This window comes from Izhakiella capsodis (assembly GCF_900115045.1).
GTDB lineage: Bacteria > Pseudomonadota > Gammaproteobacteria > Enterobacterales > Enterobacteriaceae > Izhakiella > Izhakiella capsodis.
The window spans coordinates 1-17,039 of the sequence record NZ_FOVC01000014.1 but is presented as its reverse complement, the minus strand read 5'-3'; the positions used below and the strand labels follow the sequence as shown (position 1 = coordinate 17,039).

Annotated in this window: 17 protein-coding genes and 1 pseudogene; 7 read left to right on the top strand and 11 right to left on the bottom strand. The window is 49.3% G+C overall.

Features of this window, described 5'->3' with window-relative positions:
* Positions 1-2: 2 nt before the first annotated feature.
* From mrdB to lipA, 6 genes and pseudogenes are all read left to right on the top strand, one after another.
* A complete protein-coding gene (mrdB, locus tag BM191_RS15040) occupies positions 3-1,115 on the top strand; it encodes a peptidoglycan glycosyltransferase MrdB (RefSeq protein ID WP_092879625.1) in 1,113 nt (370 codons plus the stop codon).
* A gap of 19 nt (positions 1,116-1,134) precedes the next feature.
* Positions 1,135-2,222, top strand: a pseudogene (gene rlpA / locus BM191_RS15035) (endolytic peptidoglycan transglycosylase RlpA).
* Between the two features lie 132 nt (positions 2,223-2,354).
* Positions 2,355-3,566: a D-alanyl-D-alanine carboxypeptidase DacA gene (dacA, locus tag BM191_RS15030; protein WP_143088846.1), complete on the top strand. Its 1,212-nt coding sequence runs from the start codon at positions 2,355-2,357 to the stop codon at positions 3,564-3,566.
* A gap of 117 nt (positions 3,567-3,683) precedes the next feature.
* A complete protein-coding gene (gene ybeD / locus BM191_RS15025) occupies positions 3,684-3,947 on the top strand; it encodes a DUF493 family protein YbeD (RefSeq protein ID WP_092879619.1) in 264 nt (87 codons plus the stop codon).
* Positions 3,948-4,029: 82 nt separating this feature from the next.
* The gene (gene lipB / locus BM191_RS15020) at positions 4,030-4,689 is read left to right on the top strand and encodes a lipoyl(octanoyl) transferase LipB (protein ID WP_092879616.1); all 660 of its coding nucleotides are present in this window, start codon (positions 4,030-4,032) and stop codon (positions 4,687-4,689) included.
* Between the two features lie 167 nt (positions 4,690-4,856).
* Complete coding sequence (gene lipA, locus BM191_RS15015) at positions 4,857-5,822, top strand: lipoyl synthase (RefSeq protein ID WP_092879613.1); 966 nt, start codon at positions 4,857-4,859, stop codon at positions 5,820-5,822.
* A gap of 467 nt (positions 5,823-6,289) precedes the next feature.
* Here lipA and cspE read toward each other — a convergent pair whose 3' ends face one another.
* Together cspE and BM191_RS17670 are read right to left on the bottom strand one after the other, a co-directional pair.
* Positions 6,290-6,499 carry a transcription antiterminator/RNA stability regulator CspE gene (cspE, locus tag BM191_RS15010; RefSeq protein WP_139356369.1) on the bottom strand — a complete coding sequence of 70 codons (210 nt, stop codon included), beginning with the start codon at positions 6,497-6,499 and terminating at the stop codon, positions 6,290-6,292.
* A 705-nt stretch (positions 6,500-7,204) separates the two neighbouring features.
* A complete protein-coding gene (locus BM191_RS17670; RefSeq protein ID WP_092879611.1) occupies positions 7,205-7,288 on the bottom strand; it encodes a small membrane protein YohP in 84 nt (27 codons plus the stop codon).
* A 333-nt stretch (positions 7,289-7,621) separates the two neighbouring features.
* Here BM191_RS17670 and BM191_RS15000 point away from each other — a divergent pair, with 333 nt between their 5' ends.
* A complete protein-coding gene (locus BM191_RS15000) occupies positions 7,622-7,870 on the top strand; it encodes a hypothetical protein (RefSeq protein WP_092879740.1) in 249 nt (82 codons plus the stop codon).
* Positions 7,871-8,074: 204 nt separating this feature from the next.
* On the opposite strand, the gene gntT is transcribed toward BM191_RS15000, so the two are convergent.
* The 9 genes from gntT to BM191_RS14955 all read right to left on the bottom strand — a co-directional run.
* Positions 8,075-9,391 carry a gluconate transporter gene (gene gntT, locus BM191_RS14995; RefSeq protein ID WP_092879608.1) on the bottom strand — a complete coding sequence of 439 codons (1,317 nt, stop codon included), beginning with the start codon at positions 9,389-9,391 and terminating at the stop codon, positions 8,075-8,077.
* Between the two features lie 285 nt (positions 9,392-9,676).
* Positions 9,677-10,624, bottom strand: coding sequence for a flagellar motor protein MotB (locus BM191_RS14990; protein WP_092879605.1), 948 nt, complete (start codon positions 10,622-10,624; stop codon positions 9,677-9,679).
* Positions 10,625-10,626: 2 nt separating this feature from the next.
* Entirely contained in the window at positions 10,627-11,490 is an 864-nt protein-coding gene (gene motA / locus BM191_RS14985) for a flagellar motor stator protein MotA (protein ID WP_092879602.1), read from the bottom strand.
* A 6-nt stretch (positions 11,491-11,496) separates the two neighbouring features.
* Positions 11,497-12,189 (bottom strand): FliA/WhiG family RNA polymerase sigma factor, encoded by a 693-nt coding sequence (locus BM191_RS14980; protein WP_092879599.1) that lies wholly within the window; start codon positions 12,187-12,189, stop codon positions 11,497-11,499.
* Between the two features lie 33 nt (positions 12,190-12,222).
* Positions 12,223-13,452 (bottom strand): flagellar hook-length control protein FliK, encoded by a 1,230-nt coding sequence (locus BM191_RS14975; RefSeq protein ID WP_177203359.1) that lies wholly within the window; start codon positions 13,450-13,452, stop codon positions 12,223-12,225.
* A 168-nt stretch (positions 13,453-13,620) separates the two neighbouring features.
* On the bottom strand, positions 13,621-13,920 hold the full coding sequence (locus BM191_RS14970) for a hypothetical protein (RefSeq protein WP_092879593.1): 300 nt from the start codon (positions 13,918-13,920) through the stop codon (positions 13,621-13,623).
* The gene (gene fliS / locus BM191_RS14965; protein WP_092879590.1) at positions 13,917-14,300 is read right to left on the bottom strand and encodes a flagellar export chaperone FliS; all 384 of its coding nucleotides are present in this window, start codon (positions 14,298-14,300) and stop codon (positions 13,917-13,919) included. The genes BM191_RS14970 and fliS overlap by 4 nt, the downstream gene beginning before the upstream one ends.
* Positions 14,301-14,312: 12 nt before the next feature.
* Positions 14,313-15,614, bottom strand: coding sequence for a flagellar filament capping protein FliD (fliD, locus tag BM191_RS14960; RefSeq protein WP_092879586.1), 1,302 nt, complete (start codon positions 15,612-15,614; stop codon positions 14,313-14,315).
* A 243-nt stretch (positions 15,615-15,857) separates the two neighbouring features.
* The coding region (locus BM191_RS14955; protein WP_177203358.1) for a flagellin at positions 15,858-17,039 on the bottom strand (1,182 nt) is incomplete at its 5' end.

Sequence of the window (17,039 nt, the reverse complement as noted above, 5' to 3'; positions counted from 1 at the left end):
CGATGAGTGACCATTCCCATAAAAAGTCGTTATGGATGCGTATCCACCTCGACCCTGTCTTTCTGATAATCGTAATCGCGCTGTTGGTTTACAGCGGCTTCGTGATCTGGAGCGCCAGCGGTCAGGACCCCAGCATGATGGAGCGGAAAATCATTCAGATTGGTATCGGTCTGGCAACGATGGTTGTGATGGCGCAGGTTCCTCCACGGGTTTACGAAGGCTGGGCACCTTACCTCTACATTTTTTGTATGATCCTGCTGATTGCCGTCGATGCAGTCGGTCACACCAGTAAAGGGGCACAGCGCTGGCTTGACTTGGGATTTATACGTTTTCAACCCTCTGAAATTGCGAAAATTGCCGTGCCGCTGATGGTCGCGCGCTTTATTAATCGTGATGTCTGCCCACCCACGCTAAAAAATACCGCGCTGGCGCTAGGGCTTACTTTTTTACCCACGCTGCTGGTCGCCGCTCAGCCCGACCTGGGCACTTCGATCCTGATCGCGGCATCCGGTCTGTTCGTGCTGTTTTTATCCGGTATGAGCTGGAAGTTAATCGGCGCGGCGCTGCTGCTGCTCGCCGCTTTTATTCCAATCCTCTGGTTTTTTCTGATGCATGACTATCAGCGCGAGCGCGTGATGATGCTACTAAATCCGGAGAGCGACCCGCTCGGCGCGGGTTATCACATTATCCAATCGAAGATTGCCATCGGTTCCGGCGGCCTGCGCGGTAAAGGCTGGCTGCATGGCACTCAGTCACAGCTGGAATTCTTACCTGAGCGCCACACCGACTTTATATTCGCCGTGCTGGCTGAAGAGCTGGGACTGGTTGGCGTCCTGGTATTACTTGGACTCTATCTGATGCTGATTATTCGCGGCCTGATGATCGCCGCCCGCGCTCAGACGACCTTTGGTCGGGTAATGGCGGGGGGGTTAATGATGATTTTTTTCGTTTATGTTTTCGTTAATATTGGCATGGTAAGCGGTGTTTTGCCGGTGGTCGGCGTACCATTACCCTTAGTGAGCTATGGCGGTTCTGCACTGATTGTTTTAATGGCCGGCTTCGGTATTGTGATGTCGATACATACCCACCGAAAACTTTTATCTAAAAACGTATAGCTATTAAGGGAGCTCCAGGATGCGTAAGGGTTGGTTTTTGATTAGCCTGGCAACGTTGCTACTGGCAGCCTGTAGCACCGAACAACCATCGCGGACAAAGGCACCGCCACTGCAGCCGATCTACAGCGGCCCGGTGAAAGATATTCCCGGTACAGAACCAAAATATGAACCGATCAATCCGTCGACCAACCGGGACTATACCGTTAACGGTAAGACCTATCGCATTATACGCAATCCGGGTAATTACAGTGAAACCGGATTGGCAACCTGGTACGGCAAAGAGGCTAGTGGCAATCGGACGGCGACCGGCGAAATCTTCGATCCCGATGCACTCACTGCTGCGCACCCGACGCTTCCGTTGCCAAGCTATGTGCGCGTTACCAATCTGGCAAACCATCGTCAGATCGTGGTTCGCGTGAATGATCGTGGCCCCTATACCGCTGGACGGATTATCGACCTGTCTGAAGCGGCAGCTAACCGACTGAATATTTCCGCGAATAGCAAAGTTCGGGTCGATTTTATCAAAGTCGCGCCTGACGGCACCCTGACGGGTCCCGGAACTATCGGCACCCGGGTCGCCAAACAGAGCTTTGCATTACCACCCCGCCCGGACATCAATATGGGCATAGCAGCACCGCCGACAAGTATGCACAACATTGCTGAACCAGCCAGCCAGACACCCACGCAGTTCTCAGCGGCGTCAGAAGGAAAAAGTAATGCCGCCGCACCATCGGCAAACAGTGGTGGTCTACTTGGCGCGCCGCAGCCGCTGGTGGCCGGCGTGCTTGAGGACAGCGAGCCAACAACCGCCACCACCGCCCCGGCAAGCGCTGCAGTGACCAGCCCCACGACAACGATCGGGCAGGCGACGGGGGTACAGACGTGGTGCAAGTCGGCGCAGTGGGCGAAGCGGCGCGTGTCCGCGAGTGAATGTTAAATTTGAGTAAACGCTTCGGCGTACAGGGAAAGGTTAGCAGCCGGGGCAGCATCCATCGGGTGCAACTGGGCAGTTTTAGCTCACGTCATCAGGCGGCCGTTTTGCAGCATCGGCTGCTTAAGGAAGCCAATCAGCGGTCATTTATTACCGCTGCGCCATCCGGATTATAATTACTCACCATCGGCTTGTTTTTGTCGCATCATGACACCTCTGTACGGTAAATACGGATGCCTGGCACTGAACGTTTTGTTATAGTAAGTCACTTTTTTTAACCTTTTGCCATGGGTGTTGCCGTCCTTAACATGAACATGCCGAACTCTTTACGCTTTTTCAAACGCCTGACGATGAGCACTCTCGTCGCACTGAGCTTTTCTGCTCTCGCCCAGGCCGATGCTGTCAATATAAAAACCATGATCCCCGGCGTACCGGATATCGACGCAGAAGCCTATATTCTGATTGATTACAACTCTGGCAAAGTGCTGGCAGAAAAAAATGCAGATGTCCGCCGTGACCCTGCCAGTCTGACAAAAATGATGACCAGCTATGTCATTGGCCAGGCGGTGAAGGCCGGCAGGATCCACCAGGAAGATATTGTCACCGTCGGTAAAGATGCCTGGGCGACCGGGAATCCCGTGTTTAAAGGCTCCTCGTTAATGTTTCTTAAACCGGGCGATCGCGTGCCTGTCTCACAGCTGACGCGCGGCATCGTGCTGCAATCAGGTAATGATGCTTGTGTCGCTATGGCAGACTATGTTGCCGGAAGCCAGGATGCTTTTGTCGGCCTGATGAATAATTACGTGAAGGCGCTTGGACTGAAAAATACGCATTTCCAGACCGTACACGGACTGGATGCACAAGGACAATTTAGTTCCGCACGTGATATGGCGCTGATCGGCCAGGCCCTGATCCGCGACGTACCCGATGAATATGCCGTTTATAAAGAAAAAGAGTTTACGTTTAATCATATCCGTCAGATGAACCGCAACGGCCTGCTGTGGGATACCAGCCTGAGCGTAGACGGTATCAAAACAGGTCATACCGCTTCTGCCGGCTACAACCTGGTAGCTTCAGCGACCGAAGGCCAGATGCGGCTGATTTCTGCCGTGCTCGGCGGCCGGACTTATAAAGGCCGCGAAACCGAAAGTAAAAAGCTGCTCACATGGGGCTTTCGCTTCTTCGAAACCGTCGCACCGCTGAAAGCGGGGAAAGAGTTTGCCTCTGAGCCGGTCTGGTTTGGTCGCAGCGATCGCGCCGAGCTTGGCGTTGACAAAGATGTTTACCTGACCATCCCGCGCGGGCGTATGAAAGATCTTAAGGCCAGCTACACGCTGAACACTATCGAATTGCATGCGCCGTTGGCAAAAAATCAGGTTGTGGGCACCATTAACTTCCAGCTCGACGGTAAAACCATTGAGCAGCGCCCAATGGTGGTTCTCAAAGAGGTGCAGGAAGGTGGCTTCTTCAGCCGCATCATCGATTATGTTAAACTGATGTTCCACCATTGGTTCGGCTAACAGCTGGCATTTTTAGCAAAACAAGCTTGATAGTCGGCGAACCTGTCCCAATATAAAAACAATAAATACACTCCCGCCGACGCGGGAGTGTTTGTTTTTCTCGCCGCCGGAGTCTTTATGAAAACTAAGCTAAATGAACTTCTCGAATTTCCCTGCCCTTTTACCTATAAAGTTATGGGATTAGCGCAGCCGGAGCTGGTCGATCAGGTCATTGAGGTTATACAGCGTCACGCGCCGGGCGATTACAGTCCGCAGGTAAAACCGAGCAGTAAGGGAAACTATCATTCGGTTTCAATCACCATCAACGCAACGCACATTGAGCAGGTGGAAACCTTGTACGAAGAGCTGGGCAACATCGACATTGTTAGAATGGTGCTGTGACATATCATAACGCCTGCTGCGCTGGTTCAGCGATGCTACCAACGTTATACTGCCGTTCAGTCTTTCCTACCGGACACCTGTTTTGCAGAACGATACTCTGATTATTCGCCAGCTTGGGTTACAGCACTGGGCGCTTGTTTCCGAGGCCATGCATCGCTTTACCGACCAGCGCGATGAACAGACCCGTGATGAAATCTGGCTGGTTGAGCATCCACCAGTATTCACACAAGGCCAGGCCGGTAAATCGGAACATCTACTGACGCCTGGCGACATCCCGGTAATGCAGAGTGATCGCGGTGGTCAGGTGACTTATCACGGACCAGGCCAGCAGGTTATGTATGTGCTGATCAATCTGAGAAGCCGCCGGGTAGGTGTTCGTCAGCTAGTCAGCGCGCTGGAAAACACGGTTATCGCCACGCTGGCTCATTGGCAGATAGTCGCTGCGGCGCGTCCGGATGCACCAGGCGTCTACGTTGAGGGACGTAAAATTTGTTCGCTGGGGCTGCGTATTCGCAACGGTTGCTCGTTCCACGGACTGGCACTCAACGTCAATATGGATCTTTCTCCCTTTCTGCGAATTAATCCCTGTGGCTATGCCGGTCTTGAAATGACGCAAATCAGTCACTTTTATCAAGGAATAACCCTAAGCGACGTTCAGCCGCTGCTGATTACAGCGTTTGCCAGGCAGCTGGGTATCGACACGCTGCACTGGCAGCGCACTCCACGATCGTTAATGGAGTAGTTGACGTGCTACTTTACAATTATGCCACTTCAATCGCCGGATACGAGCTGGAAGTACCCGGTAGCGATGATATAATTTTTGCGCTTTTATAAAAAAAGTTGAAACCTGCTTAGTACGGCAGATCACCCAGGTAAGACAGCGCAATCCAAATCGGAACTTGCAACAATATGAGTAAACCAATTCAGATGGAACGCGGCGTAAAGTACCGCGATGCAGATAAAATGGCGTTAATCCCGGTGAAAACCGTGGTTACCGAGCGTGAAGAGCTACTGCGCAAGCCAGAATGGATGAAAATCAAACTGCCTGCCGATTCCAGTCGTATTCAGGGCATCAAAGCAGCAATGCGTAAAAACGGTCTGCACTCCGTTTGTGAAGAGGCCTCCTGCCCTAACCTCGCTGAATGTTTCAATCACGGTACCGCAACCTTCATGATCCTGGGTGCAATCTGTACCCGACGCTGTCCGTTTTGCGACGTTGCCCACGGACGCCCCGTTGCCCCCGATGCTGACGAGCCGGTGAAGCTGGCGCAGACTATTTCAGATATGGCACTGCGTTATGTGGTTATTACCTCTGTTGACCGGGATGATTTACGCGACGGCGGCGCTCAGCATTTTGCTGATTGCATCAACGCCATTCGGACTAAAACGCCGTCGATCAAAATTGAAACCCTGGTGCCAGACTTTCGTGGCCGTATGGATCGCGCACTGGAAATTCTGAACGCCTCCCCGCCGGACGTTTTCAACCATAATCTTGAAAATGTGCCTCGCGTCTACCGACAGGTTCGCCCTGGTGCGGATTATAACTGGTCGCTAAAGCTGCTGGAGCGCTTTAAGGAGTCGCATCCGGAGCTACCGACAAAATCAGGCCTGATGGTCGGCCTGGGTGAAACCAATGCTGAAATCATCGACGTCATGCGGGATTTACGTCACCACGGTGTGACAATGCTGACGCTGGGACAGTATTTACAGCCCAGCCGCCATCATCTGCCGGTTCAGCGCTATGTCAGCCCGGCGGAATTCAATGAAATGAAAGAAGAGGCGCTGTCCATGGGCTTTACCCACGCCGCTTGTGGTCCGTTTGTTCGCTCCTCTTATCATGCAGACCTGCAAGCCAAAGGGTTGGAAGTAAAATAATCTGTAGTCGGAATCACAATAAAAAAGCCAGCCACGCTGGCTTTTTTATTGCCCGGAGTAACGCCTTAAAAGGAATGAAATGCAGATGCTAAGGATTGAATCGCATATGGTGCGTTAAGCCCGGCCCAATAGCACCACCATCAATAAGCTTGCCACCAGCCATGCACCCAGGCACCCTCTGCTGTGACAAAGTACGCATAGATGCTTATTGTCCTCAGCAACTCATTCCGGCTGGCAAGCCGAACTCTGCGCATTCAACAGCATTGATATCGAGTCGCGGATAATGATGTCGTTAACACGCCCATGTGGATTAATTCGTTAGCCAATACGTAATGCCTGACGAGCAGGGAAAATCTGGTTGACGTCGGCTGAGCGGATATCTGATGAAGTGATATGAAAATTTGTGATAAGTTTCGCGGACATAAAAAAACCCGCCAGAGGCGGGTTTTCAGAATCTGACTGATAACTTACAGAGCGGTAACGTTAGCAGCAGAAGGGCCTTTGGCGCCGTTGGTGATTTCAAACTCTACGCGCTGACCTTCAGCCAGAGTTTTGAAACCGTTGCTCTGGATGGCAGAGAAATGTACGAATACGTCTTTGCTGCCATCTTCCGGAGTAATGAAACCAAATCCTTTGGACTCATTAAACCACTTAACGCTACCTTTAATCTTGGACATCAATATTACCTTTACTTGAAAAATAGACACTAACTTGTGCCGCCTACTAGTACAGCAAGCCAGCTAGCTTTTGTCCAGTTAAGGATCGCGAAAAAGTGATAAATATTGTGTTTTTAGCGATAGCCTCACCATTGACTGAGGCCATATTGCCCAGAACATCCCATGCAGCCGGACGAAATAAATCTCATCGCCAATGCTAACCCATCAATATTACTGATGCGGAAGTAGTGAAAATACAACGAGATAACTTTCACATTGGTGCAATTAGATGTCTTGACCTGGGGTAATTCACTAAGTGAATTGTTGCAGAAAGGCCCTGCAACACGAGTCCGAGTGATACAAATGATGCAAACGCATCGAAAAAGCACCTGACTTAATGAAAGATAAAAAAATATTTAACAACATCAATTTTTGTTAAATATTTCTTAAGTGTATATAAGTTATTTGCTAAGATAGTTCTTAATCTCATGTTCAGGATGCTGTTTCAGGATGAAATTATCTTGCCGCCGCTGCGGGAGCAGCAGATTAATCTTTATTAACCAATCTCATCATGGATACTTCTATGGTGCCATTTGTGCCAATTGTCGAAAGGCTTTAAATGCACATGACTGGGATCTGCGGGCAGACTTACAAACTGACTGTGAAAAGACTGGCGGCCCCGATCGGGCAGGAGAAAGGAACGGAGCCGTTTTTAGTGAAATGAAATCAGAACAATAGCTTAAATACGCCAGTGATGGTTAATAACCCCACGATAAAAATAATAGCGATAATCCAGAGTATAATTTTCATTGTTTCCCTCACCTCTCTTACCCAGTCAAAATTTGTTCGGCTCAACGCCCGTTAAGCATCAGCTGCTTTACAAGTATAGAAAATGATAATGATTTTGCCTGGTTAGCGACAAGTCATCTACGCAACGACTAAATCAGCTCCGACACCGCAATCACTGGCCGCTGCTTTTTATAACATCGCAAAAATCCGGGGATACCCATTACGATCGCCTCCCTGGATGATATTTGTCTATATCTTAAACATCGATATGTGACAAGATTAAACTCTAAGCTGACAAGCAGAAAGCAGCCCTTGGTCTGAATGCCCCTCCAGACCCAGGTAAAAGGTGAAAAGATGAACACGATCAATACCAGCATGGGACGTTACTGTCTCAAGGCAGAGGAATTAAAAAATGGCCATATTAATGGCTCAATCGCTATTAATGATGAAGGCGGTACACAGTTAACTGTGCAGGAGTTCGATGAGCATTACCTCGACGATGTGATTAACAACATTGTATGCCCTTTAACCGGAGGCAACCGACCTATTGCGAGTGCGCTACGTGATATAATGTTGAAAGCGGGTTTTAAACAATCACACTAAAATAAAATCAGGTAAGCGAACCTCCTTATCTGATTTTGCTATCTCTAATGCTAACAACAAGGTTTAGGGTTGTATTTGTAAGGGATAAAAGAATTATTTGGGCGCCCAGTGAGTAGATTCGCTTTTTCCCTTTTCTCAAAAATCACCAGCAGATAGTCTTATTAAATAGTAAAGCGCGCGTCTAGAGACCACACGCGCTTTGTATTAAATAACGCATTGCAGCAACAACGTACCAACAAGGCCACAAAGCGCGATGACCGTTTCCAGTCCTGACCAGGAGCGCATCGTTTCACCAATGCTGAGATTAAAATACTCTTTAAATAACCAGAATCCCGGATCGTTAACATGTGAGAAAATCACGCTCCCTGAACCAACAGCTATCACCATCAGCTCGGGGCTGGCACCGCTTGAAGCAATCAGCGGCGCGACTATGCCACCTGCCGTAATAGCTGCAACCGTAGCCGATCCCAACGCAATGCGTAGCGCTGCGGCAATTGACCAGGCCATAAATAGCGGTGAAACATTGCTTCCCTCCATCAGGCTGGTGATATATTTATCCAGTCCGCTATCAACCAGAACCTGCTTGAAAGCGCCGCCGCCGCCTATAATTAGCAGCATCATGGCGATGATTTTGATTGAGTCCACCAGGGTCTCGGTAATCTGATCCATTGTCCGGCCGCGGTTCAGGCCAAAGGTAAAAATGGCGATTAACACCGCAAGTAAAGTCGCCATTACGGGATCGCCGAGAAACTCCGCGTATGCTACAAACGGATGACTTTTTGGCAGGCTCATTTCAGCAATAGCGCGTAGCGCCATCAGGATGACAGGCACCAGCGAGGTCCAGACGCTGGCGCCAAAGCCAGGCATCTCTTCCTCCGTGAAGGTCTTTGGGTTGTACAGGCCTTCCGGGATCGGTTTATCGATACTTTTCAAAAAACGGGTGTAGACCGGACCAGCCAGAATAACCGTCGGAATACCGAGCAGTGTACCGTAAAGCAGCGTTCTGCCCATATCGGCGTGAAACAGCGTCGCTATCGCCGTCGGGCCAGGATGGGGAGGCAGAAAACCATGCGTAACTGAAAGCGCTGCAGCCATCGGTACACCGACATACAGCAGCGGCACCCTGGCGTTAGCCGCGATAGTCAACACCAGTGGAAGCATCAGTACAAAGCCGACCTCATAAAACAGGGCAAAACCAACCGTAAAGCCGGTAAGCACCACCGCCCACTGGATGTTACTGTGGCCGAATTTATTGATAAGTGTCGTCGCAATGCGCTGAGCGCCGCCGCAGTCTGCCAGCAATTTACCCAACATAGCGCCGAACCCCATAATCAGAGCCAGACTACCCAGAGTACCGCCAACGCCAGCTTTAATCGAACGGATCACCTCATTGACCGGCATTCCTTGCATGATGCCGACCGCAAGTGCAACCAGAATCAGGGCGATAAAACCATTCAGCTTAAATCGGATAATCAGGATCAGCAGTAGCGCAACACCGATCGCAACGATAAATAATGGCATGATTTACTCTCCGCAATGGGTTAGTGACTTTCAGCCCCCATTTCATTTACACCCGTTATCAGTATCGGGTGAATCAATTGGGCTCGTTCAGGTGCTAACAGCGCTATTGACGTGGCATACAACATGTTAGCGGTAACATTCCTGAACGGACACCAACTATAATGAGGAATTTACATTCTGCGGAGGAGATCTAATTTCTGTTATTGATTACTAACCTTAACTACCACCGGTCTGATTGATAATTGTCCCCCCGCATGAGTAGCTTAACCGTACGTAAAACAGAGACTATTTAAGCTTACTGGCTGCAGCCTGCACCGCTTTTTGTCCGTTATAGCCTAAAAGTTCATATAAGGCGTCAGAGGCCCTTTTAGTCAAAACCATTATTTCAATTCGCCGATTTTTATCTGCCTGAGGATTGTCTTGATCCAACAATGTACTGTCAGCCATGCCACTCACCTGGATAATTTGCTGATCAGCTAACCCGGCCTGTTTCAGTACGCGCTGAGCTGCCAACGCCCGATCGGCTGATAAATTCCAGTTATCATAGGCAGCATTATCCGAGTAACGAACCGAATCAGTGTGGCCATTAATTAAGATATGATTATCCAGCTGGTTGAAGACCGGTACCAGTTCCGTCAGTAAACGTTGAAAAAAAGGCGTCATCACAGCGCTTCCTCGGGTGAACATCATGCGCTGGCTACTATCCTGAATGAGAATACGTAATCCCTGCGGCAAGCTCTCAAGCGTGACGTTGTTCTGGGCATCCATGCTTCTCAGAATGCGGCTAACTTTATTTATTAGATCAATCAGCTCATCGTTATCTTCGAAAGCATCATTTTTTGCCACCTGTTTGCTGGAAACATTGTCCCGATGCTCGTCGTTTAATTTGAATATTTTAATCTCGTCTGGCGCCATCGAGATGTTTTTTGCCGTTACCGCAGGCGAAAAGATCGGGCTGTTATCTTTTGTACTCATATCGCCAGGTTCGCCATGCATATGCAGCGGATTATAAGAACTACAACTTAACGTGCTTAGCTCCTTGCCTTGCAATTCAGCCGCAATTGCGTGGCGCTGCTCTTGATTCACCGTTGCGGCGATCCAAAGCACCATAAACAAGGCCATCATGGCCAATGTAAAATCAGCAAAGGCCACTTTCCATCCTCCACGATGAGCATTATGGCCTGATTTACGTCCGCTGCGCCGGATGATAGTAGTAGGATCAGTTTTTTTCACAATTATTTATTTCCTGACAGTTTATCAACCCAACCATCAAGTGCAGCAAAGGTCGGCTTACTATCCAGCGGCAACATTTTACGACCTGCATCCACAGCCAGCAGCGCAGGTTTACCAGCAACCTGATTAACCAAAACAGTTCGGACGCATTCAAGTACCGCAAGCTGCCTTTTCGTTAGCTGCTCCATAGCGTTTGCCATCGGGTCCATCAGGCAATAACAAAGAAAAACACCAAGGAAAGTGCCAACTAACGCAGCGGCAACCTTCACACCAATCACAGCGATATCGCCGTCAATGGACTGCATAGTGATAATGATACCAAGCACGGCTGCGCAAATACCGAATCCGGGCATAGCCTCTGCGGTCCGCGACAAAGAGCGTGAGGGTAGCATCATTTCTTCCTCAACCGCGCCTAGCTCCTGCTCAAGGATATTCTCCAGCTCATGCGCATTAATCCTGCCCATCGCCATCAAACGAAAGTTATCGGAAATGAACGTGACCAGACCTTTATCTGCAAGGATCAACGGATACTTTTTAAATAGCTCACTGTTTGCAGGGACTTCAATATGCTCATCCAGCGCTTTAAGGCCACCGGCCTGAACCAACTCAAGTAATTCATAAAGCAGCATTAAAAGCTGCTGCTGAAAGGCTTTGGTGTACATATTTTTCTTGAGTACGCCATATATCTGGCGCATCATCTCTTTCAGTATGCTGCGCGGATTAGCAATAACCATTGCCCCGATCCACGCACCGATAATTATCGTAAGCTCCCCCGGTTGCCAGAACGCATTCAGAACACCGCCTGACCATAAAAAACCACCGACAACGCCGGCAAGAACAATGATTAATCCAAATAGTTTTTGCATATTCCCTTACTCAAAAAATAACTTAATCTTGTCAGCAATTTTTTTATTAAGTTGACAAACACGTGCCTCAGTAAGCTCCAGGACCAGAGCGATTTCTTTCAGGCTCATATCCTGCTGATAATAGAGGCTCAAAATAAGCTGCTCGCGAGGTTCAAGCGCAGCTAATGCTTTCTGCAGCGTGCGCTGGATAGTCATCTGATCATCCAGATCTCTCCCGGCTAACAGGTCGCTGGATTCGCCCGCAGCAAACAGGTCGTCAAGGCTTTCCATGGCAGCGGCATTTTTTACCAGAAAGTACTGCTGAACTTCTTCTGCATCTATAGCAAGATGGAGACGAATATCCTCTTCGTTCGGTTCACGTCCCAGCGAGCGTGCTAACTCACGCACCGCATCATTCATCCTGTGACTTTTCTGACGCAGACTGCGTGGACGCCAGTCATGCTGACGCAGTTGATCAAGTATTGCCCCCCTAATTCGCTGGCGGGCATAGGCAGAGAAATATTCATCAGGTTGACCATAACGACGTATCGACTCCAACAGACCCAGCAGCGCAACCTGCTCCAGATCATCACGTCCGAGTACCGCATCCGCCTGGGCGGAGAACTGACGTACAATTTGCTTTACCAGCGGCAGCCACTGTTGTAAGTAACGCCCCTCTTCTTCTGGCGTAAAAACGGAAATTTCGTTAAACGCACTCATTATAATTTACTACTCATCGCTAATTATCATCGATCACACGCGGGTTATAACCGAGCGATCATCGCGCTCAGGTGAATTTACAATCAGTCCGTCATTGGTAGAAATAGGCTCATCTTCTTCCTGCTGGCGGTCGCGTTCGCGGCTTTTACCCCCCTGTTGTGACACCTGGACGTTAACCTGCAGTTGGTTAGTCTCACTGAGCATTGCACGCAATTCAGGTACCGCCTGGCTTAATACACGCCATACATCCTGCTGTGCGGCATGGATCTGCACCTGCAGCTTACCTGCCGTATAATGCAGCGAAATATCCAGCTTACCCAGATCAGGCGGGTCCAGACGGATAGTTGCCTTTTGCATCTGATTATCAATTTGCATTTGCAGGCGCTCGCCTAAAACCTGCTGTAATGTACGTTGACTATCAATACTCGCCGCTAACTGCGCTGTAATCGGTTGCTGGTTTTTTTGTTCAGTAATCTGCGCCGCTGCTGTCTGATGAGCGCCGTTCGCCAGTGGGGCAAGGCTATTTAGCGCTGCGGATAATTGCGGTGTTGATGCAACGCCCTGTGCTCGGGTTGACTTATACAAAGCACGCAGGAGAGAAGCCTCTACAGGCTTGGTGGGGGTTTGGTTAGTTGTACTAAGAAAGTCATCACCGACAGAGTTGTCAACATGCCCTCGGCTCGGATCCGTTGAACTGACAGCTGCAGCGACCGCTAATAACGGCATAGATTGTTGAGAAGAAGGCAGATTTGAGGGCACAGCAGGTAGGGAGACGCTGAAAGCTGCGTGATTCTCAGGCAATAAAATACTTACGCCTGCCCTTCCCTGCGGTGAAGCATATCCAGCATTAAGGCTCTCATGGTCAACGGAAACCACGCTGCCAGGTATTGAGGAAGTTAGCGCGCTAGTGGTTCCTGTCGACACCCCAGTATCGGTGGTTGAGTCAGCACTTTCGTACTGCAGGTCTAAAGCGGGCATCGCCGTTTGGGGAATAGCACCCCCGACATAGCCCATAACACCGTTGGTGCTAACGGCGTTTGCTAGTGGTGTTATCACGTCATCCGTATTTAACAACCCAGTGTCTGGTAACGCCAGAACAAGCTCGCCATTTCCACCATACCCCGCGGCAAGGTTGACGCCTGCATCATCCTGCGATGGCATTGAGACTTCTGGCAGCAACAATGCCAGCAGAACGGCGGGATCGCCCGATATATCATCTGAATCGGTATGAACGTTACTCTGATGACGCCCAGGCTTTGGCATCTGGCCCTCGTTCAAAGAAAAATTGATTTGAGGAAAGGAGGATGGCGATGAAAATTCGGACGTTGAAGAAGGCCGAGCCGATGAAATCGGGCACGGCGCACCAGGTGAAGCTTCACTGCTGATTTGCGACATGGATTGCGATATTTGACCAGTGATTATCATCGCGACCTATTCTCCTTGCGGCGGAGAAAATAGGTCATAAGCCTGCAAACCTTCCCGCGAAGCGTGATATCGCTGTAGCTTCTGCTGCAGCGTTTCAAGTCGCCGTTGAGATTGCAGCATAACCTCGTAGTGGCTCTGCTGCAGGATACGCAACGCGCTCATATCAATAGCCTCTGGCGGCGCTGTATGCAGACGTTGAAGAAAATCACTGATATCTCTATCCAGTGACTGAACCCGCAACCAGTCTTCGCTCTGGCAGGCATCATTCAGCGCATTATTCAGCATCAAAGCCTCTTTGCGCATCATGATTTCATCCCTTCCCAACCTGAACGGAGCTCAGCAAGAATCGTCTCGACCTCATCGATTTTTTCCACCGAGAGTTCATTACTGGCTTCGTACAAGCGATAAACGCAATAGTCATACAGCGCCGCTAGCTGTTGTGCAAGATCACCGCCTTGCTGGTAATCGAGCGCGCTGGTTAACGCATTCAGAATATCGATGCATTTAGAAATACTATCGGCTTTTCGCTCATAGCGTTTGGTCGCAATGTGTCCTTTCGCCCGTATCAGCTCATCCATTAATCCACCGAATAGCATCAGGACCAGTTGATGAGGGTTTGCAGCCGCGGTGCGTATTGCTAAATCTGCATCCCCATAGCCGTCAAATTCACTCAGATTTCCGTACATCACTCTTCCCTGTTAAAAAAACTGCGACATGGTTTGCTGCATTTGCTGCATCGCGGCCTGAACACGCGTAAACTCGCGCAAATAACGGTTATAAGCGTTGTCGTAACGCGTGGAGATTTGCTCGGTTTTCTGCGACAGCGTCTTGTTTTGCCTATCAAGCGCGTCATTTCGGGTTTTGATTGATCCACTGGTCACGTTGAGCAGGCTATCGAGGCTTTTATCAAGCGTTTTTACCAACCCTGTCTTACCAGAAAACAGACTGTTTAAAGCTAAGGGATTGGCTCGCAGACCTTTCTCCATCTTATCCTTATGCAAAACCAATTGGCCTTTTTTGTCAGCCTCAATGCCATAATCACTCAATTTAAAACCGCCGAAGCTGCGACGCAGTTCATTGTTAAGCTGCTGCTCTAAAACGCGAACCCCCGCATCACCCGCCAGGGGGCCGCGACCTTCCTTTTCACCGCCGCTTTTCGTCAGTTTATCCAATTCAGTTTTGAGGCTATTGTAAGCATCGACAAATTCCTGAAGCTGCTTTTCACTGCCTTCTGCATCCGTTTCGACATTAATGATAAGAGGCCGATCCTCCGTTTTTTGTAATATGTTTATTTCTACACCGGGGATCAGGTCCTTAAAACTATTACTGGAACTCGTTACTTCACGCCCTGAACCAGCGCTACCATCACCGCCGATCCGAATAACTGCGTCACGTGCACGGCTTATACTAATGCCACTGTTCAGGCCGGAATTAAGGCTGGCGTCAGTGGCAGAGACGCTGAATTTATTGCTTAGTCCGGTCTCTTCACTACTGAGTAGCAGTTCAACTTTACCGTTGACCTTCATCAACGAAGCAATAACACCGGGATTGTCACTATCTTTATTAATTGCATCACGCAGATCGGCCAGACTGCCAATCCCATCAAGGGCGATATCCAGCGTTTTATCCTGTACACCGAGGGTTAACTTTCCCGTGGCATTTTTAATATCCTGATCCGTTAAGCCGGCATAGGAAATCTGCTCAGCTGCCGCGGTCTCATTAACGCTGAATTGATATAATCCTTTGCTGGCAGCGGCACTGGCCTTCAGATTTACAAAGCCGTCATGGTTCGCTGTTGCGCTATTCTTAATAATGCCTTGCGAAGTGTTGAGTTTGCTCAGGCTGCTACGAAATCCACTCAATGTGCTTTTCAGGGTGTTCAAAGCATTTTGCTGGTCCTGCACTGACTTTTTCTGTGCGTCCAGACGGGATTGCATGCGATAAACACTATTGTCTGCTAACTGTTTGGCCCACTGAGCAGGATCCATTGCTAAGTCCATTTTTACCTCTCCTGATTATCCTATTGCCGGAGCTAGCTTTACCTTATATGAGCTAGCAAAAAATATGCCAATTTTTATAAAACTGAAATTTCAAGCACATGCCACCAGCCCCCGACTCAAAGCGGAAAAAAGAGCGGAAAACGAACTTCCGCTGCAGAAATAGAAGAGGCTGAAAACATAAGTGCTGAGCCAATAGCGTCCCTTTTCGTTAAGGACGCGGTTGGCCTGTGACGAAGCGAATAACTATTTCAGGAAGTTCAGGATCATATTACTCATGCTCCCGGCCTGCCTGAGCATTAGCTGGCTGCTTTGCGCCAGCATTTGCTGCCGGGTCATCTGCGATGACTCGCTGGCATAATCGGTATCACGGATAACGCCGATGCTGTTATCGGTATTATCTTTCATATTGGCAAGGTTGTTTGAAGTGTGGCCCAGGCGATTGATGCTGGCACCGAGGCTGGAGCGGATGGCGCCGACAGAATTCAGCACGTCGCTTATCCGCCCAATCATGCTATTTGCACTGGTACCCGTGGTAAGATCGTGGCCTGCCCCGCTCAGCTCACCAATGGCCTGAGTAACATCATTAATTTGATTGCTGAGATCGAGCTTCATCACTTCATCTTTACCGGCACCAATTTGAAACTGCAACGCCTTTGTCAGTTTGCCCTGCGTCAAGATAGACTCTGAGGGAGTGTCAGACTCCGAAGCTGAGCCTGAGCCTGGCTCAAATTTTATTGACGAATCAGACTCTGACGCCGTTCCTCCTCTCTCCAAAGGTATCGAGGATGGCTCCGTAGCGCGTAGTGCAGGTTTCGTAGAAGTAAATGACTCAGACGGAGCTGATTCCTGTGTAACGGGTGAATCTGATTCTGCTGACGAAGTATGCAACCTCTTGTATTTTAATGAAATTGAGGGTGGAGGTAGATCTCCTTCAACCATATTCACATTTACAGCATAATAATTAAACACATCAATATAATCCTCGTCACCCGGATTGATTCTTATATCTATCAGCGAACCATCATCGTCGAAAAGTTTGAATATAAAATAGGGTTTGTCATCGGTAAGCACTCGTTCAAAAGCTTTTACCCGAAAAGTTTGAGGCTCACCTGGCGGGGGAACATCCTTAGATACTTCAGGTGTTTTCGGTACTTCAGGTACTTCAGTTACTTTCGGCACCTCAGGGAGGACTTCTTTTTCAGGCTTTTTCACGGATACCGCAGAGCTGAATAACTTCTCGTTACCATAGCGGGTATTATTCAGGATATTGGCCAGCTCTTTATTCAGCTCAGTTAACTCAGACTGGAGCGCATCACGATCGCTGGCTCCATTGGTGTCGTCGGCCCCTTGTGTCGCCAGGTCCTTCATGCGGTAGAGGATATTGGTCACTTCGTCAAAAGCCCCCTCCGCCGTCTGCAGCATCGA